Origin of the sequence: Streptomyces sp. AC1-42W, assembly GCF_003248355.1 — a bacterium.
Classification (GTDB): Bacteria; Actinomycetota; Actinomycetes; order Streptomycetales; family Streptomycetaceae; genus Streptomyces.
In genome coordinates, this window is sequence record NZ_QKWY01000001.1 from 2,901,660 (window position 1) to 2,918,727 (window position 17,068).

The window sequence follows — 17,068 nt, forward strand, 5'->3', positions numbered from 1 at the left end:
GGCTCCCTTCCCGCCCCGCCCGCCGCGTACGCTCTGCGCGGGGCGCGGCCGCCGCTTCGGGCCGCCCGCCGGAAGGACGTCTCCGTCGCCCGGAGGACGCCCGTCTCATCGGGGGAGACCGTGAACACCGCACTCGTACGCGCGCTCGGCGATCTCGCGCACCGGGCCGTCCACCCCGACACCGGGGACGGCTGCTCCTGCCCGGCGCCCGCCGTGCTCGCCGACCGGGCCGACGGCACCGTCGTCCGCAGCGGGCCCGTCGTCGCCAAGGCGCACGCCGCCGGGACCGACACCGCCGCCCTGGCCGCCCGCCTGCGCCTCGCCGCCGACCCGGCACTGGAGGGTGTCCTGCTGACCCCCCTGCCGCTGCCCGCCCCGCCCGGCGCCGCCCCGGCGGCCCACGGCGTCCCTCTCACCGAACTGCACGGCCGCCCCGTCACCCTGTGGCCGCACGGCGAGCCCGTCGATCCGGCCGACCCGGACGCGGCGCCCTGGGACGAGGCCGGCGCCCTCCTGGCCCGACTGCACCGCACCGCACCGCCCCCGGCAGACGCACCCCCGCCCGAGGCGCACGAGCCCGGCGCGCACAGGCCCCGGCTGCCCGCCATGCGTGGCCCCCTCAAGGCGGCGCTCGCCGTGGCCCGGATGCGCGCCGCCCACCCCGGCGACCCGGCCGACCCGGCCGTTGCGCCCGTGCTCGCCGCCTGGCGCGGGCTGCCCGGCTGGGCGCGGGGCGAGGCGGCCCCTCCGGCGGACCGGGGCGGCTTCCTCTGCCACGGCGACCTGCACCTCGGCCAGCTCGTCCGCCATCCCGCTCCGGACGGCCCCTGGCTCCTCATCGACGTGGACGACACCGGCTTCGGCGACCCCGCGTGGGACCTCGCCCGGCCCGCCGCCTGGTACGCGGCCGGACTGCTGCCCCCGGAGGTCTGGCTGCGGTTCCTGGACGCCTACCGGAGCGGCGGCGGCCCCGCCGTACCGCCGGACGGTGACCCCTGGCCCGCCCTGGACGTGCCCGCCCGCGCGCTGACCGTACAGACCGCCGCGCTCGCCCGGGCGAAGTCGGCGGCGGAGGGCCGGGCTCCGGATGAGGTGGAACAGATCATGATCGACGCATGTGCCCGAATTGCCGCGCTCCCGCCCGAGTTGGCGGGCGAATACACGTCGTAGGGTGAACCGACCACCGCCGGGCACGCATTCCGGCGGCGGCGAACCGACGGCGAGGAGAGTGAGCCCGCACATGCAGTGTCCCAAGTGCCACGCGCAGATGCACACGTACAACCGCAACGGCGTCCAGATCGAGCAGTGCAGCGGCTGCCGGGGGATATTCCTCGACTACGGCGAGCTGGAGACGCTGACCCGCCTCGAAGCGCAGTGGTCGCAGCAGGCCCCGCCGCCGCCCGCCCCGCCGCAGGCGTACCCCGCCGCCCCCGCCCCGGCCTGGGGCGCCCCGCACCACGGCGGCCACCACGGCCACTACCGGCAGAAGAGCTTCGGCCGCATGCTCTTCTCCTCCTGAGTGCGACCGGCGGGCCCCGGCTCCCGAGCCGGCGGCCCGCCCCGCGTTCCGCACGCGTACGCGAGCACGACGAAGCCCCGGTCGCCGAGACGACCGGGGCTTCGTGACAGTGCGCGATACTGGGATTGAACCAGTGACCTCTTCCGTGTCAGGGAAGCGCTCTCCCGCTGAGCTAATCGCGCAGGCGAACCTGCGTGTACTGCGTGCGCGATACTGGGATTGAACCAGTGACCTCTTCCGTGTCAGGGAAGCGCTCTCCCGCTGAGCTAATCGCGCGGGCGATCCATCAGGACCAACGGTCCTCGCGGACCAGTGGACGATACTGGGATTGAACCAGTGACCTCTTCCGTGTCAGGGAAGCGCTCTCCCGCTGAGCTAATCGTCCTTGGAGGTGGAGACGGGATTTGAACCCGTGTAGACGGCTTTGCAGGCCGTTGCCTCGCCTCTCGGCCACTCCACCAGGGGTGAGGAGTCCGGGAAGATCCCCCACCTTCTGCGAGCGGACGACCAGGTTCGAACTGGCGACCTCAACCTTGGCAAGGTTGCGCTCTACCAACTGAGCTACGTCCGCTTGTCATTCCCGGTTCGCTTGCGCGTCCCGGTGACGTGTTGAACTCTAGCGGATTCCGGGGCCAGTACAAAAACGCGTTTGCGCAGCGTGCTGAGGCCGCCCGCCCCCGGCGCGGGTCACCCCGTGCCGTCCTACACTCGCGGACGTGCACGACCTCGCTCCCATGGCCCGCTTCGGCGGCCTCGTCGCCTCCGGTCTGCGGGACGTGACGACCGATCCCGCCGCCCTCGACTCGTCCGGCTTCTGGGCCGTCTGCGCGGGTTTCGAGGGCTCCCTGCTCTGCGCCCGCTTCGACACCGTGCGCCCCGCCGCCGTGCCCGCCCCGGTCCCGGGCGCCTGGCGCGGCCCCGCCGCCGGTGACTGGACCTCCTCGCTCGACCGGGACGCGTACACCGAGGGCGTGCGCCGCATCCGTACGTACATCGCGGCCGGCGAGGTGTACCAGGCGAACCTCTGCCGGGTGCTGAGCGCCCCGCTGCCCGGCCGGGAGCACGCGGACGTGGACGCCCTCACCGCGCTGCTGGCGCGCGGCAACCCCGCCCCGTACGCAGGAACGATTCGGCTGCCCGCGCACGGCGTCGAGATCGCCACCGCATCGCCGGAACTCTTCCTGCGCCGGGACGGCTGTACCGTCGAGTCCGGGCCGATCAAGGGCACCGGGCGCACCGAGGACGACCTGCTGGAGAAGGACTACGCCGAGAACGTGATGATCGTGGACCTGGTCCGCAACGACCTGGGCCGGGTCTGCGCCACCGGATCGGTCACCGTCCCCGACCTGTGCGCCGTCGAGAAGCACCCCGGCCTCGTCCACCTCGTCTCCACCGTGCGCGGCCGGCTCGCCGACGACGCCGGCTGGCCGGAGATCCTGGCCGCCGCGTTCCCGCCCGGCTCGGTCACCGGCGCCCCCAAGTCGAGCGCGCTGCGGATCATCGGCGAACTGGAGACCGCCCCGCGCGGCCCGTACTGCGGCGGCATCGGCTGGGTGGACGCCGACCGCTCCACCGCCTCGCTCGCCGTGGGCATCCGCACCTTCTGGACCGACCGCACCGGACCCGCCCCGGTTCTGCGCTTCGGCACCGGGGCGGGCATCACCTGGGGCTCCGACCCGGAACGGGAGTGGGCGGAGACCGAACTGAAGGCGTCCGTACTGCTGGCCCTGGCCTCTGCCCCATGAAGCCGTAAAAACGGGTGACGGACCCCCGAACGGGGGATAGAAACCTACTGATGACGACGACACTGCGGCCGACCGGGCCGATCCAGTCAGGCGCCGACGGCGCACAGCGACGCGCGTACGACATCTGCGACAACGGCCGCCCCGTCGGCTTCCTCGCGCTCGCCGTCGAAGCGGGAGCGGGCGGCTCGACCGGCCTGATAACGGAACTGCGCGTCGACGAGGCCGTCCGCAGACGCGGCCGGGGCACCATCGCGGTGCTGGCCGCCGAGGAGATCCTGCGCGGCTGGGGCTGCGCCCTGGTGTGCGCGGAGGTGCCCGCGGACGACACCGTGGGCCTGCGGATGGCCACCGCCCTCGGCTACACCGAACGCAGCCGCAACATGCTCAAGACGCTGCCCGCCGAACCCCCGGCCCTGCCGGACGGCCTCGTAGCCCGCCCGATGACTCCCGCGCAGTTCACCGTCTGGTCGGAGAAGGCGATCGGGATGTACGCGGGCAGCCTGGTGAGCCGCGGCATCCCGCGCGAGGTGGCCCACGACGCGGCCCGCGCCTCCCACGCCCGCCATCTCCCGGACGGCCTCGCCACCGCGGGGGCACGGTTCGACCTGCTGTTCCGCGCGGAAGGCGGCGAATCGGTCGGTGACATCTGGGAGTCGACCTTCGAGATGCACCCCGGCCTGGTGATCGGCTACGTCTTCAACGTGGAGGTGGCGCCGGAGCACCGGGGGAGGGGCTACGGGCGGGCCCTGATGCTCCAGGCCGAGCGGATGGCGCTGGCGGCCGGCGAGACGAGGATCGGGCTGCACGTCATCACCTCCAACACCCCGGCGCTGAGGCTGTACGAGTCCCTCGGCTACGAGCCGACCCAGTACAACTTCTCCAAGGAGCTCTAGGGGCCCGGCCCCTTCGGGCCTAACCGGCCAGGAGCCGGTCGGCGATCTCCTCGATGCGCTCGCGCAGCCCCTCCTGGCTCTTGCCGCCGTCCAGACGCTCCCCGCCGATCACATACGTCGGCGTGCCGGTCACCCCGATCGCCTTGCCCTCGGCCTGGTCCGCGTCCACGATCAGCATGTGCCGGCCGTCGATCAGCGCGGTGTCGAACTCCTCGGCGTCCAGCCCCAGTTCACCGGCCACCTCGACCAGCAGCTTCTCGCCGCGCGCCGCGAGGTCGCCGGTGCGCGCGAGGACCGCCTCGACGTAGGGCCAGAAGTCGCCCTGCGCCATCGCCTCCTCGGCGGCCTGCGCGGCGGCGTACGCGTGCTTGTGCTTCTCCAGCGGGAAGTGGCGCAGCCGCACCTCGATCCGGTCTCCGTAGCGGGCGCGCAGGGCGGCCACATCGGTGAGGGCGTGGTGGCAGTCGGGGCACTGGAGCTCGCACCAGAAGTCGAGGACGACCGGTGCCGAGGGGGAGGAATCGCTCATGGGCCCAGTCTCGCAGGACGGACGGCCCCCGTTCCCTCTGCCCCGCCTCCTCCCGGTGGCACCGCCCGTACGGCACCTGGGGAGGAGCCCGGCCCCTGAGATGTCCCTGATACGGGCCCCGGGCATGGCCGCCCGGCCGGTGCCCGGTGCAGGATGGAAGGGACGTATCCCCTGCGCCAGGAGGCACCGATGCTTGCCGAGACCATCTGTTCCGCGGTGTCCGCGGCGGGCCTGGGCATCGCGGCCGTCACCGCCTACCGCAAGCGGTTCCTCGCGGCGACGAGGATCGCCGCCTACTCGCTGGTGCCGATCGGGCTGGTGCTGGTCGGGGCCGTGGAATGGGTGTGGGACATCGCCTTCAAGCCGAGCGTCTGGCTGGGCTTCGGCCTGCTGGGCGCCGCCTGGCTGCTGTTCATGATCACGCGCGCGGTCGAGCGCCGGGGGGCCGGCACCCGCAAGGAGCGCCGGGCGGCCGCACGGGCCGCGCGCGCCGAAGCCGTGGCCCCGGCGGCCTCGGCCCCCTCGCTGGGCGCCGGTGCCCCGGCCGCGGGCGGCAGGACGAAGAGCAAGCCGCAGAAGCAGTCGGCCGGCGCCGGCGACGACTTCAGCGACATCGAGGCCATTCTCAAGAAGCACGGCATCTGAGACCGGGGACCGAAGGCTCCGCCGAGCCCAGAGCCCAGAGCCCAGAGCCCAGAGCCCAGAGCCCCGAGCCCCGAGCCCGCCGCGTCCGCGCGGCGGGCTCATGCCGTCTCACCAGGTGAATCGTTCGGTCGGGGGCCCTTGACCCTGCCTCGCGCGGCCGCATAGCGTCCCGCTGCGCCACGCGCCCAGGCCCTCGTGTCACGGGGCCGGAACCGCCCGCCCGAAACGGAGAACCCATGGCCCTGTTCGACCTGCCCCTGGACCAACTGCGCGGCTACCGCCCGGAGCTCGACGAGCCGGCGGACTTCGACGCGTTTTGGGAGCGCTCCCTCGACGAGGCCGCCGCCCACCCGCTGGACGCCGTGTTCGACCCCTACGACGCCGCGCTGAGCACGGTCGACTCGTACGACGTGTCGTTCGCGGGCTGGGGCGGCCACCGGATACGCGCCTGGCTGCTGGTGCCCGCGGGCGCCGAGGGCCCGCTGCCCACCGTCGTGCACTACCTCGGCTACGGCGGCGGGCGCGGGCTGCCGCTCGACCACCTGGTGTGGCCCGCCGCCGGCTGGGCCGCCCTGGTCATGGACACCCGGGGCCAGGGCGCCGTCAACCACCACTCGGCGGGCGGGACGCCGGACCCGCACGGCGCGGCCAACCCGCAGGCGCCGGGGTTCATGACCAACGGCATCCTGGACCCGGAGACGTACTACTACCGCCGGGTCTTCACCGACGCGGTGCGCGCCGTCGAGGTCGCCCGCAGCCACCCGTCCGTCGACCCCGACCGCATCGTGGTGAACGGGGCCAGCCAGGGCGGCGGCATCGCCCAGGCGGTGGCGGCCCTCAGCCCGCACGTGAAGGCCGCGTTCATCGACGTACCGTTCCTGACGCACTTCCGGCGGGCCGTCGAGATCACCGACGAGGACCCGTACCAGGAGATCGTCAGATTCCTGGCCACCCGGCACGACGCGCAGGAGCGGGTGTTCCGCACCCTGGCGTACTTCGACGGCGTCAGCTTCGCCGCGCGGGGAACCGTGCCGGCGCTCTACTCGGTCGCCCTGATGGACGCCATCTGCCCGCCGTCCACGGTCTTCGCCGCCTACAACCACTGGGCGGGGCCCAAGGAGATCGAGGTCTACCCCTGGAACGGCCACGAAGGCGGCACCGGAGTGCACCGCGCGGCCCAGCTGCGGAAGCTGCGCGAACTGCGCTGAGCCGGGCGGCCCGCCGAGGGGGGCGGGGAAAGGAGCGCGGGAACAGGGCGCGGGAACAGGGCGCGGGGGAGCGGGATGCGGGGGAGCCGGTCCGAAAACGTACTGGGCGATCGGACACCGGAGCGATTAAGAATGCCCCCGTGACGGGTGAACTCCCGTCGTGAAGAGGCAGGTTGGTCATCAGCACACCTCGGACTGCGTCATGATCGTCCCGAAATGGTGGACACCTCTCGGGGCGACGCCCCCGCACCCCCCGGCGAAGAGCCGCGCGGCTGTCTCTACGCGCTCTCCCAGCCCCCTCTGATGATCTTCCTCTCGGTCATCGGCACCCTGCTGCTGATGGCCGCGGTGCACGATCTCTTCATGCTGTGAGCGGTCAGCCGGCCGCTTCCCTGCGGCGTGCCCGGTACGCGGCCACATGCAGGCGATTACCGCAGGTGCGGCTGGAGCAGTAGCGGCGGGAGCGGTTGCGGGACAGATCGACGAAGGCGTGCCGGCAGTCCGGCGCCTCGCACCGCCGCAGCCGCTCCGTCTCGCCCGCCACGATGATGAAGGCGAGGGCCATGCCGCAGTCGGCCGCCAGGTGGTCGGCCAGCGAGGCGTCCGGCGAGAAGTAGTGCACATGCCAGTCGTAGCCGTCGTGGGCGGTGAGCTGCGGCGTGGTGCCGGCCGCCGCCACCAGGGCGTTGACCAGTCCGGCGGCGGTCCGCGCGTCCCCGGCCGCGAAGACCTCGGCGAACCGGGCCCGCACCCGGTGCACGGCCCGCAGGTCCTTCTCGTCGAGCGCGCCGACCCCGCTCACCCGATGGCGGGCGGCGAAGGCGTGGAGCGCCCCGATGTCGGCGAGCCCGTCGCCGGCCGCGCCCCCTTCCGGCTCGCTCTCCGGGGCGGTGTTCACCAGATCGACCACTACGTCGAGGGCGATCCGGGTGTCGTGAGGGATCAGCACGCTTTCGCTCCCTGGCCTCCCGCGGGCGGGCGCCCGCCGATGCCGTTCGACTCTACTGGCTTGCCGGGGGCGCACAGGGGTGTACGGGGGCGTGCGCGGCTCCACGCGAGCGCTGGGGGCCGGGGCGCGGGGCCGGAGACGCGGACCGGCGCCGGTCACCGCGGTGGTTTCCGCGGTCACCGGCGCCGGTGTCAGCCGTATGAGGTTGTCCGCGCGACGCCGTCTCCCCGAGTCGGACGGCGGCGTGCGGCTCCCGGCCCTGGCTCAGTTCTCGGCCAGGATGTGGGAGAGCTCCGTATCGAGGTCGAAGTGGCGGTGTTCGGTGCCCGGTGGAACCGCGGCGTCGGTCCGCTTCAGGAACGACTCCAGGGCCCGCGCCGGGGCCTCGAGCAGTGCCTCGCCCTCCGGGGAGCTCAGCGCGATGCAGACGACGCCCTGGCCGTGACTACGGGATGGCCAGACGCGGACGTCGCCGGTGCCGGTGGGCCGGTGCAGCCCTTCGGCAAGGAGGTCGCGGGCGAAAACCCACTCGACCGTCTCCTCCGCTCCGGTGTGGAAGGTGGCGTGCACGGCATACGGATCGGCCGTGTCATACCGCAGGCCCGCGGGTACAGGCAGTGAGGACTCGCTCGACACAACGAGGCGCAGGTGCAGCTCGCAGCTGACCGTGGTGTTCATAAGCGCCAGGGCCTTTCGCTCAGTGTGCGCTCGGGGATTCGCACGTCGGCGAAATCGACATGCCACCTACGGTGGCGTTGTAAACCCCTCTGACCGTTTTGTGTCTCTTCGGGTAGCTCGTACAGCGGTGTGTAACTTTGCGTCATGCGGCCATTCCAGTGACAGGAGGCCGTCCGGTAAGTTGGCTCCATGCATGCGGAGAGTGACGAGCGGGACGGAGTCGCCCCAGCGGCGAAGCCGGATTCCGAGGCGGGGCAGGCGTCCCGCGACGCGACGGGGGACGTCATACCGGGAGTGACCAAGGAGGACGCGCCGCTCGGCTCCAGAGCGCCGGGCTTCATCCAGGCATCCAGAGCGCTGCACCTGAGCTGGCAGGCCGGCGTCTTCGTGGTGGGCCTCGCCGTCGTGGTGGCCGGCATCATCATGCTGCCGCTGCCGGGCCCCGGCTGGCTGGTGATCTTCGGCGGCATGGCGATCTGGGCGACCGAGTTCGTCTGGGCCCAGCTGGTGCTGCGCTGGACCCGGCGCAAGGTCACCGAGGCCGCCCAGCGCGCCCTCGACCCCAAGGTCCGGCGCCGCAACATCATCCTCACGGTCGTCGGACTCGTGATCATCGCGGTGCTCGTCGGGATCTACGTCTGGAAGTTCGGGATCGTCATGCCGTGGAAGATCCACGAGTGATCCCGAGGTGGTCGGGGGGCACCGCTGACATGCGGTAATGTTTGCGGTGCGCCGGGGCGATTAGCTCAGTGGGAGAGCGCTTCGTTCACACCGAAGAGGTCACTGGTTCGAACCCAGTATCGCCCACCCGGACCGAGGGCCCGGAAGCCGTAGAGGCTTCCGGGCCCTCGGCGTTCCCGCCCGCTCACCGCATCCGGCCCAGCGCCTCCCGCAGCCGCCGGGCGTCCCGCAGCCGCCTCTCGTACGTCGCCCCCACCGCCAGCAGCAGCACCCCCGCCAGAGCCGGCACCACCCAGCGCGGCAGCGCCCCCGCCACCTGCACCACATACGGCGCCAGCTCGTGCAGCGCGTCCAGCGCCAGCACCGCACCACCCAGCACCAGCAGCGCCTGCAGCCGCAGCCGCGCCCCCACCAGCGTCACCACCAGGGCCGCGAGCCCCAGCAGCAGCGGACGCGTCCAGTGCGGGTCCGTCCAGGCCGCGCCCAGCGACGGCACCAGCGTCACCGACAGACCCGCCCCGTACGCCGCCCACGACGAGGCCGCCGGATCGCGCCGCCGACGCAGCACCCCGACCACCAGCGCCGGCACCGTCACCGGCAGCGTGTACGCCTCCGGCGCCGACACCCCCGCCACCGAGAGCCGCACCCAGGCCGCCAGGACGAACAACCCCGTCGCGAGATACCCGGCCGACGGGCGCCGCTCCGCACGCAGCGCCGTCCCCGCCGCCAGCACCCCGCACAGCGCCAGCACCAGCGCCAGGAACCGCGCGTCGCCCACCGCCATCGCCACGGCCACCACACCCACCGCCGCACCCGCCACCTCGACCGGCAGCGCCACCGCGTGCCCCTTCAACCGGGCACCGAGCACCACCGTCACCGCCGGCACCACCAGCAGCAGCACAGCCGCCTCGTGCACCGCCCACCCCAGCGAGGCCCCCAGCGCGCCCATCGGCACCCCGGCGCACACCACCGCCGCACAGGCCGCCGCCGGCACCACCACCGGCGACACCCCCGCACGGCCGTCCAGCACGACCGCCAGCCCCGCGAACACCACCAGCAACACACCGAACACCGTGTACGTGCCCGCCTCCGTCGCCAGCGACAGCAGCCCCGCACCCAGCGCACCGGCCGCCCCGACCACCGCGGCCGTCACCGCCACACCCCGCGCACCCGCCCGCAGCGCGGCCACCGCCAGGGCGAACGACGCCACCACCAGCACCAGCCGCACCGCCAGCGCCGCCGCGAACGACAGATCCAGCGCCACCGGCAGCACCAGCAGCCCCGCCCAGCCCGACGCCACCGCCGCCGAACCCGCCGCACCGCGCCAGGCCGGACCCACCGCCACCGCAGGACCCGCCCACCCGAGCAGACCCTCCCACCACCGGTACGCCGCGCCCAGCGCCACCGCCACCAGCAGCAGCACCACCGGCGCGTACGCCATCTCCGACCACGGCAGCTCCACCGCGCCCACCGCGCCCCGCGCCCCGTCGCGCGGAACCCCGGACCACACCCCGCCGAGCCGCGACACCGGACCCACCGCGACCACCGTCACCGGCGGCAGCGACACCAGCACCGACCCCGCGACCACCGCACCCGAGGCCCACCCGAGCCCACGCCCCACCGAAACCCCCAGCGGAGCCCGCACCCCGACCAGCAGCACCCCGCCGCACAGCAGATACGCGAGCACCGGCCACCCGTCCGCCGGCCCGGCCGCGGGCACCCCGCCCACCGCCGCGACCGCCGCCAGACCGGCCACCGCGCCACCGGCCACCGCGAACGCCGCCGGAGCCCTCCGGGCCCCCGCCAGCGCCGCTGCCGCACCCGCCAGCAGCAGCGCCCCCGGCACCACCGCACCCGCGGGACCGCCCGCCGACAGCGACTCCACCAGCGCCACCAGCAGCCCGGACCCACCCGTCACACACAGCGCGACACACGCCGTGACCCGCACCGGAACCCGGCCGCCCCGCAGTGCCACCACGCCGTCCAGCGCCGCCGTCACCAGCAGCGCCGCCGCGAACCACAACGGCCCCGCGTCCGCCGCCCACGCCCACAGCACCAACGGCAGCTGCGCCGAGCACACCGCCAGCGGCAACGGCAGCCGCAACCGGTCAAGCAGCAGCCCGTAGGCCCCCCACAGCACCGCGAGCACCGCCGCCGCGGTCGCCGTGTACCCGGCACCGTCCGCGTCCGGCACCGCCACCTCGTACACCGCGTACGCGTCGAGCACCATCAGCACCGAAGCCAGCGCCGCCAGCGCCTCCGCCGTCGACGACAGCCCCCGCCGCAGCAGCGCCACCGGAGCCAGCAGCGCCCCGGCCGTCACCGCCGTCAGCACCGCGCTGCGCCCGCCGATGCCCATGTCGCCCCAGCTCACCAGCGTGAACGCCAGCGCCGCCACCGCCAGCAGCAGCCCGCCGAGCACCAGCAGCACGTTCTGCGCACTGGGCGCCGCGGCCTGCGGCGGGCCGAACCCACCCGCCGCCGGAACGGCGGCCGGACCCCACGGCGCCACCGGGCCCCGCCCCGGAGGCGGACCCCACGGTGCCGGACCGGCGGCGGGCGCGGCGGCAGCGGCCCCGAGCACCCGCACCAGCCAGGCACGCCGGGTCAGCAGCTGTGCCCGGCGGGCGTCGAGTCGGGCCAGTTCACGATCGAGGAGCGCCAGTTCCTCGGCGGGCGGCGGCACATGTTCCATGGCCGCGAGTGTGCTGCGCGCCACGGCCGGGGGACATGCGCGCGGGTACTCAGATCGCCGCCTGAGTACCCGCATCCTGGGGCGATGGACTGGAACCACTACCGATTCGTCAGCGTATGGGTGTTTCCCGCACCACCCGGAGCCGTCTACGCCCACCTCGCACACATCGAGGACTACCCCCGGTGGTGGCCGCAGGTCCGCGAGGCCACCCGCTCCGACGACGGCTCCGGCACCACCCGCGTCCGCTCCTTCCTCCCCTACGACCTCGTCACCACCGTCAGCGAACGGCGCCGCGACCCGGCGCACGGCATCCTGGAGGCCGCGCTCGGCGGCGATCTCGACGGCTGGGCCCGCTGGACGGTCACCGCCTACGGCTCCGGCACCCGCGTCGTGTACGAGCAGGAGGTCGAGGTGCGCCGCACCCTGCTGCGGGCCCTCGCCCTGCCCTGCCGGCCGGTGTTCCGCGCCAACCACGCCCTGATGATGCGCGCCGGACGCCGCGGCCTCGCGGCCGCGCTGCAAGCGGTTTGAACGACGGCCGCCCGGCCCTGTATGGTTCAACCCGTTGCCGGGCGATTAGCTCAGTGGGAGAGCGCTTCGTTCACACCGAAGAGGTCACTGGTTCGAACCCAGTATCGCCCACCCCGGAGAAGCCGGTCCGTCAGTTCCACCGACGGACCGGCTTCCGCGTATCCGCACCCACCCCATGTGCCCGTGTCCGCCCGGCCGCGCGCCCTCACGCGGCGGTACGCAGCTCCCGCCGCAGCGGCCAGGCCGGGTCCACCGTCTCCGGCGTCCCGCTCCGGGCGAACCACGCCTGCAGCCCGCGCGCCTGGGCGGCGTGCCACACCGCCTGGAGCGTATGCAGCTCCGCCGGGGTCAGCCGCTCCAGCCGCGCCGAGAACCGGCGCCCCACCGCCCGGACCAGCTCCAGCGAGGCCGAGGCGTCCGCCGCCGCGTCATGCGCACCCGCCAGCGGCACGCCGTACAGCTCACACAGGTCGGTGAGCGTGCGCCGGCCCTTGCGATAGCGGTCCAGATGCTTGTCCAGCACACGCGGATCGAGCACACACAGCGGCGACCGCTCCAGATACGCCCCCAGCGACGACGCCCGATGCCGCCTCAACTCCCGGTCCAGCAGCGTCAGGTCGAACGGCGCGTTCATCACCACCAGCGGCCGGCCCGCCGCGCACTGCTCGGCCAGCGCACGGGCCATCTCCTCCACCGCCGGGGCCGGCCACCGCCCGTTGCGCCGCAGATGGTCGTCGGTCAGCCCGTGGATCTCCGTCGCCCCCGGCGGCACCGGCACCCCCGGATTCACCAGCCAGCGACTGACCCGCACCGGCCCGTCCGCCCTGTCCTGGACGACCAGGGCGGCCGAAACGATCCGGTCCCCCTCGACGTCCACACCCGTCGTCTCCGTGTCGAAAGCGGCCAGCGGCCCTTCGTACCAGTGAGTCATCCCCGAACTCCTCGCACCCGCACGGCAGATGGTGGTCCCCCTGCCCGGTTCGGTGATACCCGCGCCAATTGCCTGATACGCCGTTTGCGGACGACCCCGTGCGGTGACAACACAAGTACCGGCGGCGGAAGTTGACCGCCCGCCACCCCTCATCCCCATCGGTACGGCCCGGAAGGCTTACGCAGCCATGGCGCTCGCGCAGCCCGAACCGAGCGGGCTGCTGCCCCAGCGGACCGCACCGCTGCGCGGCACACTCGCCACAACCGCCTGCATGGAGACCCTCCAGGTGGGCTATCTGCACGCCGTCGCCGCCGCGGCGGGCTGCTCGCTGTCGCAGCCCTTCCCCGACAACGGCATCGACTGGCATGTCAGCCACGGCGCCCCCGGCCATGTCGTCGACGACGAGGTGACCATCAAGGTCCAGCTGAAGTGCACCTACCAGATCCCGCCCCGGCCGCCCGGCCGGACGTTCTCCTTCACGCTGGACAACGCCCACCTCGTGAAGCTCGCCCGGACACCCGTCTCGGTGCACAAGATCCTGGTCGTGATGCTCGTCCCGCGCAGCCGCGACGACTGGCTGCGTGCCGGGCCCGACAGCCTCGACCTGCGGCACTGCTGCTACTGGACCAACCTGGCCGGCCACCCCGTGACCGGCCGCCACCGGACCACCGTGCGGCTCCTGACCTCGCGCGTCTTCGACGACCGGGCGCTCTGCGAGATCATGACCCGCGTCGGGGCGGGAGGGAGACCCTGATGCACGAGCCCACCGGCCGGCCCCGTTCCGTACGCCTCTTCGGCGAACCCTCCGCACCCGCGCCGGTCCCGCCCGACCCCGCCCACGTCGACCCCGCCGTCCTGAGCGCCCTGCTCGCCCGGCACGGCTGGCGGCGGCGCGGCGGGGGCGGCGGCGGGGACGGCCCCTACAGCCGCTGGACCCCGCCCACCGGCACCACCAGCCTGCTCGTCCCCCGCACCCGGACCTTCCCCGACAGCGACGAGCTGCTCGGCGAGGCCCTCACCGCGCTCGCCCGCACCGCCGCACCCGCCGCCCACGAGATCCTGACCGCCCTCGCCGTGCCCAGCGACGAGATCCGCTGGCGCCGCGACATCCCCGAACCCGCCTCCGGCGCGGCCGACTGGCTCGACGCCGAACGGCTGCACGCCGCCGCCCGGCAGATCCTGCTGGCCGGCGCCCTCGCAGTCCGCGACCGGGCCGGCCACCACGGCGCCCGCCACCGGGCACGCGCATACGCCGCCCTCGGCCCCGTCCTGACCGGCCCCGTCCCCGGTGGGCGGACGCTCACCGCCTTCGTCCCCGTCGACCCCGGCCGCCCCGCCGCCGTACGCCTCCACCACGCCCTGCGCGCCACCCGCGAAGCCGTCGACCACCAGCGCGCCACCGGCGGCATGGACGCCTTCGACGAGGCCGTCGCGGCAGGCGTCAGCCGGGAACTGACCCAGGCCCTGATCGTCCTCGTCCGCGGCTCGCAGGGCGCCGCCGTCGCCCTGGACTGGGCGCCAGCCGCCGGCACCCCCGACGGCTGCACCGCCCGCCCCGAACCCGTCGCCTTCTCACCGGGCGACCTGCCGGCCCTGCGCCGCGCCGGCGCCCGCTACCTGCGCGACGAGCCCGCCGTCACCGTGACGATCACCGGCGCCGTGGTCCGGCTGCGCCGCCCCGGACCGCGCGGCGCCGGGATCGTACGCCTGCGGGTCCTGGCCGGCGCCGAGGTGCCGTACGTACGGATCGAGCTCGACGAGGAGGCGTACCGGATCGCGGGACAGGCCCATCTCGTGGGGCTGCCGATCCGGGTCTCGGGCCGGCTGGAGAGCCGGGGCGGCTTCCGGCGGCTCACCGGCGCCTCGCAGGTCGTCCCCGTACAGGTGGACGACGAGGAGCGGGACCGGCTGATGAAGTCGCTCCAGGAGAACGTCTCCTCCTTCGAGGAAGCGTGCACGGGGGAGTGGGGAAGGGAGGAGGGCCTTCGCGACACAGCCTTTTAGCGAAGCGGGCCCTCGGCTCGGTACGATTCCCTCTGCACGCGCCAGCGGAGTGCGGTGCGCCCCCTGAGTCAGGAGAGACCGGTGTCAGACGTCCGTGTGACCATCCAACGCGATTCCGAGCGGGAAGAGCGCGTGGTGACGACGGGCACTACGGCGGCCGACCTCTTCCCCGGCGAGCGCACCGTCGTCGCCGCCCGCGTCGGCGGCGAGCTGAAGGACCTCGCGTACGAGCCCAAGGACGGCGAGACCGTCGAGCCCGTCGAGATCACCTCCGAGGACGGCCTCGACATCCTGCGGCACTCCACCGCGCACGTCATGGCCCAGGCCGTGCAGCAGCTCTTCCCCGAGGCCAAGCTCGGCATCGGCCCGCCGGTCAAGGACGGCTTCTACTACGACTTCGACGTCGAGAAGCCGTTCACGCCCGAGGACCTCAAGGCCATCGAGAAGCGGATGCAGGAGATCCAGAAGCGGGGCCAGAAGTTCTCCCGCCGCGTGGTCTCCGACGAGGACGCCCGCGAGGAGCTGGCCGACGAGCCGTACAAGCTGGAGCTCATCGGCATCAAGGGCTCCGCCTCCTCGGACGACGGCGCGGACGTCGAGGTGGGCGGCGGCGAGCTGACCATCTACGACAACCTCGACCCGAAGACCGGCGAACTGTGCTGGCGCGACCTCTGCCGGGGTCCGCACCTGCCCACGACCCGGTTCATCCCGGCGTTCAAGCTGATGCGGAACGCCGCCGCGTACTGGCGGGGCAGCGAGAAGAACCCGATGCTGCAGCGTATCTACGGCACCGCCTGGCCGACCAAGGACGAGCTGAAGGCGCACCTGGAGTTCCTGGAGGAGGCCGCCAAGCGCGACCACCGCAAGCTCGGCAACGAGCTGGACCTCTTCTCCTTCCCGGACGAGATCGGGCCCGGCCTCGCCGTCTTCCACCCCAAGGGCGGCGTCATCCGCCGGGCCATGGAGGACTACTCGCGCCGCCGCCACGAGGAGGAGGGCTACGAGTTCGTCTACTCGCCGCACGCCACCAAGGGCAAGCTCTTCGAGAAGTCCGGCCACCTGGACTGGTACGCCGACGGCATGTACCCGCCCATGCAGCTCGACGACGGGGTGGACTACTACCTCAAGCCGATGAACTGCCCGATGCACAACCTGATCTTCGACGCGCGCGGCCGTTCGTACCGTGAACTGCCCCTGCGCCTCTTCGAGTTCGGCACGGTGTACCGGTACGAGAAGTCGGGCGTCGTGCACGGCCTGACCCGCTCGCGCGGCTTCACGCAGGACGACGCGCACATCTACTGCACCCGTGAGCAGATGGCGGAGGAGCTGGACCGGACGCTCACCTTCGTCCTGAACCTGCTCCGCGACTACGGGCTCACCGACTTCTACCTGGAGCTGTCCACCAAGGACGAGACCAAGTTCGTCGGGTCGGACGAGACCTGGGAAGAGGCCACCGAGACGCTGCGCCAGGTCGCCGAGAAGCAGGGCCTGCCCCTGGTCCCGGACCCGGGCGGGGCCGCCTTCTACGGCCCGAAGATCTCGGTGCAGGCGCGGGACGCCATCGGGCGGACCTGGCAGATGTCGACCATCCAGCTCGACTTCAACCTGCCGGAGCGCTTCGACCTGGAGTACACCGGTCCGGACGGCTCCAAGCAGCGCCCGGTCATGATCCACCGCGCGCTGTTCGGCTCCATCGAGCGCTTCTTCGCGGTGCTGCTTGAGCACTACGCGGGCGCTTTCCCGGTGTGGCTGGCCCCGGTGCAGGCGATGGGCATTCCGATCGGCGACACGCACATCCCGTACCTCCAGGAGTTCGCTTCGGAGGCGCGCAAGAAGGGGCTGCGCGTCGACGTGGACGCGTCGTCGGACCGGATGCAGAAGAAAATCAGGACCCACCAGAAGGCCAAGGTGCCGTTCATGATCATCGTCGGCGACGACGACATGAACGCGGGCACGGTGTCGTTCCGGTACCGCGACGGTTCGCAGGAGAACGGCATCCCCCGTGACGAAGCGATCGCCAAGCTCGTTGACGTGGTGGAGCGTCGCGTGCAGGTGTGAGG

General features: G+C 73.2%; 17 protein-coding genes and 7 tRNA genes. 14 read left to right on the forward strand and 10 right to left on the reverse strand.

Annotated features, from left to right (window positions below):
- Window positions 1-120: 120 nt before the first annotated feature.
- Together DNK56_RS13440 and DNK56_RS13445 are read left to right on the forward strand one after the other, a co-directional pair.
- Window positions 121-1,170, forward strand: a complete 1,050-nt coding sequence (locus tag DNK56_RS13440) for a phosphotransferase (protein ID WP_111335763.1) — start codon at window positions 121-123, stop codon at window positions 1,168-1,170.
- 70 nt (window positions 1,171-1,240) lie between these two features.
- Window positions 1,241-1,519 carry a TFIIB-type zinc ribbon-containing protein gene (locus tag DNK56_RS13445; protein WP_111333881.1) on the forward strand — a complete coding sequence of 93 codons (279 nt, stop codon included), beginning with the start codon at window positions 1,241-1,243 and terminating at the stop codon, window positions 1,517-1,519.
- 110 nt (window positions 1,520-1,629) lie between these two features.
- Here the strand turns inward: DNK56_RS13445 and DNK56_RS13450 are convergent.
- The 5 genes from DNK56_RS13450 to DNK56_RS13470 form a co-directional block, all read right to left on the reverse strand.
- Window positions 1,630-1,701, reverse strand: a tRNA-Val gene (locus tag DNK56_RS13450).
- 22 nt (window positions 1,702-1,723) lie between these two features.
- Window positions 1,724-1,795: transfer RNA gene (locus DNK56_RS13455), tRNA-Val, on the reverse strand.
- A gap of 37 nt (window positions 1,796-1,832) precedes the next feature.
- Window positions 1,833-1,904: transfer RNA gene (locus tag DNK56_RS13460), tRNA-Val, on the reverse strand.
- Window position 1,905: 1 nt separating this feature from the next.
- Window positions 1,906-1,979 (reverse strand) — tRNA-Cys (locus DNK56_RS13465).
- Window positions 1,980-2,017: 38 nt separating this feature from the next.
- Window positions 2,018-2,090: transfer RNA gene (locus DNK56_RS13470), tRNA-Gly, on the reverse strand.
- A gap of 163 nt (window positions 2,091-2,253) precedes the next feature.
- Between DNK56_RS13470 and DNK56_RS13475 the strand changes: the two genes are divergently transcribed.
- Both DNK56_RS13475 and DNK56_RS13480 read left to right on the forward strand, forming a co-directional pair.
- Window positions 2,254-3,264, forward strand: a complete 1,011-nt coding sequence (locus DNK56_RS13475; protein ID WP_111333882.1) for a chorismate-binding protein — start codon at window positions 2,254-2,256, stop codon at window positions 3,262-3,264.
- A 50-nt stretch (window positions 3,265-3,314) separates the two neighbouring features.
- Window positions 3,315-4,157 (forward strand): GNAT family N-acetyltransferase, encoded by an 843-nt coding sequence (locus tag DNK56_RS13480; protein WP_111333883.1) that lies wholly within the window; start codon window positions 3,315-3,317, stop codon window positions 4,155-4,157.
- Window positions 4,158-4,176: 19 nt separating this feature from the next.
- Here DNK56_RS13480 and DNK56_RS13485 read toward each other — a convergent pair whose 3' ends face one another.
- Window positions 4,177-4,686: a DsbA family protein gene (locus DNK56_RS13485; RefSeq protein WP_111333884.1), complete on the reverse strand. Its 510-nt coding sequence runs from the start codon at window positions 4,684-4,686 to the stop codon at window positions 4,177-4,179.
- A gap of 189 nt (window positions 4,687-4,875) precedes the next feature.
- On the opposite strand from DNK56_RS13485, the gene DNK56_RS13490 reads away from it, so the two are divergent.
- The 3 genes from DNK56_RS13490 (at window position 4,876) to DNK56_RS35345 (ending at window position 6,911) form a co-directional block, all read left to right on the forward strand.
- Entirely contained in the window at window positions 4,876-5,331 is a 456-nt protein-coding gene (locus DNK56_RS13490; RefSeq protein WP_199563764.1) for a hypothetical protein, read from the forward strand.
- Between the two features lie 236 nt (window positions 5,332-5,567).
- The gene (locus tag DNK56_RS13495) at window positions 5,568-6,539 is read left to right on the forward strand and encodes an acetylxylan esterase (protein ID WP_111333885.1); all 972 of its coding nucleotides are present in this window, start codon (window positions 5,568-5,570) and stop codon (window positions 6,537-6,539) included.
- Window positions 6,540-6,755: 216 nt separating this feature from the next.
- The gene (locus DNK56_RS35345; protein WP_199563763.1) at window positions 6,756-6,911 is read left to right on the forward strand and encodes a hypothetical protein; all 156 of its coding nucleotides are present in this window, start codon (window positions 6,756-6,758) and stop codon (window positions 6,909-6,911) included.
- A 4-nt stretch (window positions 6,912-6,915) separates the two neighbouring features.
- Here the strand turns inward: DNK56_RS35345 and DNK56_RS13500 are convergent, their stop codons facing one another.
- Both DNK56_RS13500 and DNK56_RS13505 read right to left on the reverse strand, forming a co-directional pair.
- Entirely contained in the window at window positions 6,916-7,488 is a 573-nt protein-coding gene (locus DNK56_RS13500; RefSeq protein ID WP_111333886.1) for a CGNR zinc finger domain-containing protein, read from the reverse strand.
- A 264-nt stretch (window positions 7,489-7,752) separates the two neighbouring features.
- On the reverse strand, window positions 7,753-8,166 hold the full coding sequence (locus DNK56_RS13505) for an SsgA family sporulation/cell division regulator (protein WP_003987206.1): 414 nt from the start codon (window positions 8,164-8,166) through the stop codon (window positions 7,753-7,755).
- Between the two features lie 189 nt (window positions 8,167-8,355).
- Here DNK56_RS13505 and DNK56_RS13510 point away from each other — a divergent pair, with 189 nt between their 5' ends.
- Both DNK56_RS13510 and DNK56_RS13515 read left to right on the forward strand, forming a co-directional pair.
- A complete protein-coding gene (locus tag DNK56_RS13510; protein ID WP_111333887.1) occupies window positions 8,356-8,847 on the forward strand; it encodes a TIGR02611 family protein in 492 nt (163 codons plus the stop codon).
- 54 nt (window positions 8,848-8,901) lie between these two features.
- Window positions 8,902-8,973, forward strand: a tRNA-Val gene (locus DNK56_RS13515).
- Window positions 8,974-9,031: 58 nt separating this feature from the next.
- On the opposite strand, the gene DNK56_RS13520 is transcribed toward DNK56_RS13515, so the two are convergent.
- Window positions 9,032-11,542, reverse strand: a complete 2,511-nt coding sequence (locus tag DNK56_RS13520) for an SCO7613 C-terminal domain-containing membrane protein (RefSeq protein WP_111335767.1) — start codon at window positions 11,540-11,542, stop codon at window positions 9,032-9,034.
- Between the two features lie 84 nt (window positions 11,543-11,626).
- Here DNK56_RS13520 and DNK56_RS13525 point away from each other — a divergent pair, with 84 nt between their 5' ends.
- Window positions 11,627-12,073, forward strand: a complete 447-nt coding sequence (locus tag DNK56_RS13525) for an SRPBCC family protein (RefSeq protein WP_111333888.1) — start codon at window positions 11,627-11,629, stop codon at window positions 12,071-12,073.
- 39 nt (window positions 12,074-12,112) lie between these two features.
- Window positions 12,113-12,184, forward strand: a tRNA-Val gene (locus DNK56_RS13530).
- A gap of 94 nt (window positions 12,185-12,278) precedes the next feature.
- Here DNK56_RS13530 and DNK56_RS13535 read toward each other — a convergent pair.
- The gene (locus DNK56_RS13535) at window positions 12,279-13,004 is read right to left on the reverse strand and encodes a 3'-5' exonuclease (RefSeq protein ID WP_111333889.1); all 726 of its coding nucleotides are present in this window, start codon (window positions 13,002-13,004) and stop codon (window positions 12,279-12,281) included.
- A 187-nt stretch (window positions 13,005-13,191) separates the two neighbouring features.
- Here DNK56_RS13535 and DNK56_RS13540 point away from each other — a divergent pair, with 187 nt between their 5' ends.
- The 3 genes from DNK56_RS13540 (at window position 13,192) to thrS (ending at window position 17,066) form a co-directional block, all read left to right on the forward strand.
- Window positions 13,192-13,758 carry a DUF4365 domain-containing protein gene (locus DNK56_RS13540; protein ID WP_111333890.1) on the forward strand — a complete coding sequence of 189 codons (567 nt, stop codon included), beginning with the start codon at window positions 13,192-13,194 and terminating at the stop codon, window positions 13,756-13,758.
- Window positions 13,758-15,008, forward strand: a complete 1,251-nt coding sequence (locus tag DNK56_RS13545) for a hypothetical protein (protein ID WP_111333891.1) — start codon at window positions 13,758-13,760, stop codon at window positions 15,006-15,008. Before DNK56_RS13540 ends, DNK56_RS13545 begins: the two co-directional genes overlap by 1 nt.
- Window positions 15,009-15,089: 81 nt before the next feature.
- Window positions 15,090-17,066: a threonine--tRNA ligase gene (gene thrS / locus DNK56_RS13550; RefSeq protein WP_111333892.1), complete on the forward strand. Its 1,977-nt coding sequence runs from the start codon at window positions 15,090-15,092 to the stop codon at window positions 17,064-17,066.
- The last annotated feature ends 2 nt before the right edge of the window (window positions 17,067-17,068 follow it).

Excerpts from the sequence above, each read along its gene's own strand:
- DNK56_RS13445 (WP_111333881.1), top strand. The coding sequence starts at position 1,241 with ATGCAGTGTCCCAAGTGCCACGCGCAGATGCACACGTACAACCGCAAC.
- DNK56_RS13475 (WP_111333882.1), top strand. The coding sequence starts at position 2,254 with ATGGCCCGCTTCGGCGGCCTCGTCGCCTCCGGTCTGCGGGACGTGACG.
- DNK56_RS13480 (WP_111333883.1), top strand. The coding sequence starts at position 3,315 with ATGACGACGACACTGCGGCCGACCGGGCCGATCCAGTCAGGCGCCGAC.
- DNK56_RS13485 (WP_111333884.1), bottom strand. The coding sequence starts at position 4,686 with ATGAGCGATTCCTCCCCCTCGGCACCGGTCGTCCTCGACTTCTGGTGC.
- DNK56_RS13490 (WP_199563764.1), top strand. The coding sequence starts at position 4,876 with ATGCTTGCCGAGACCATCTGTTCCGCGGTGTCCGCGGCGGGCCTGGGC.
- DNK56_RS13495 (WP_111333885.1), top strand. The coding sequence starts at position 5,568 with ATGGCCCTGTTCGACCTGCCCCTGGACCAACTGCGCGGCTACCGCCCG.
- DNK56_RS35345 (WP_199563763.1), top strand. The coding sequence starts at position 6,756 with ATGGTGGACACCTCTCGGGGCGACGCCCCCGCACCCCCCGGCGAAGAG.
- DNK56_RS13505 (WP_003987206.1), bottom strand. The coding sequence starts at position 8,166 with ATGAACACCACGGTCAGCTGCGAGCTGCACCTGCGCCTCGTTGTGTCG.
- DNK56_RS13510 (WP_111333887.1), top strand. The coding sequence starts at position 8,356 with ATGCATGCGGAGAGTGACGAGCGGGACGGAGTCGCCCCAGCGGCGAAG.
- DNK56_RS13520 (WP_111335767.1), bottom strand. The coding sequence starts at position 11,542 with ATGGAACATGTGCCGCCGCCCGCCGAGGAACTGGCGCTCCTCGATCGT.
- DNK56_RS13525 (WP_111333888.1), top strand. The coding sequence starts at position 11,627 with ATGGACTGGAACCACTACCGATTCGTCAGCGTATGGGTGTTTCCCGCA.
- DNK56_RS13535 (WP_111333889.1), bottom strand. The coding sequence starts at position 13,004 with ATGACTCACTGGTACGAAGGGCCGCTGGCCGCTTTCGACACGGAGACG.
- DNK56_RS13540 (WP_111333890.1), top strand. The coding sequence starts at position 13,192 with ATGGCGCTCGCGCAGCCCGAACCGAGCGGGCTGCTGCCCCAGCGGACC.
- DNK56_RS13545 (WP_111333891.1), top strand. The coding sequence starts at position 13,758 with ATGCACGAGCCCACCGGCCGGCCCCGTTCCGTACGCCTCTTCGGCGAA.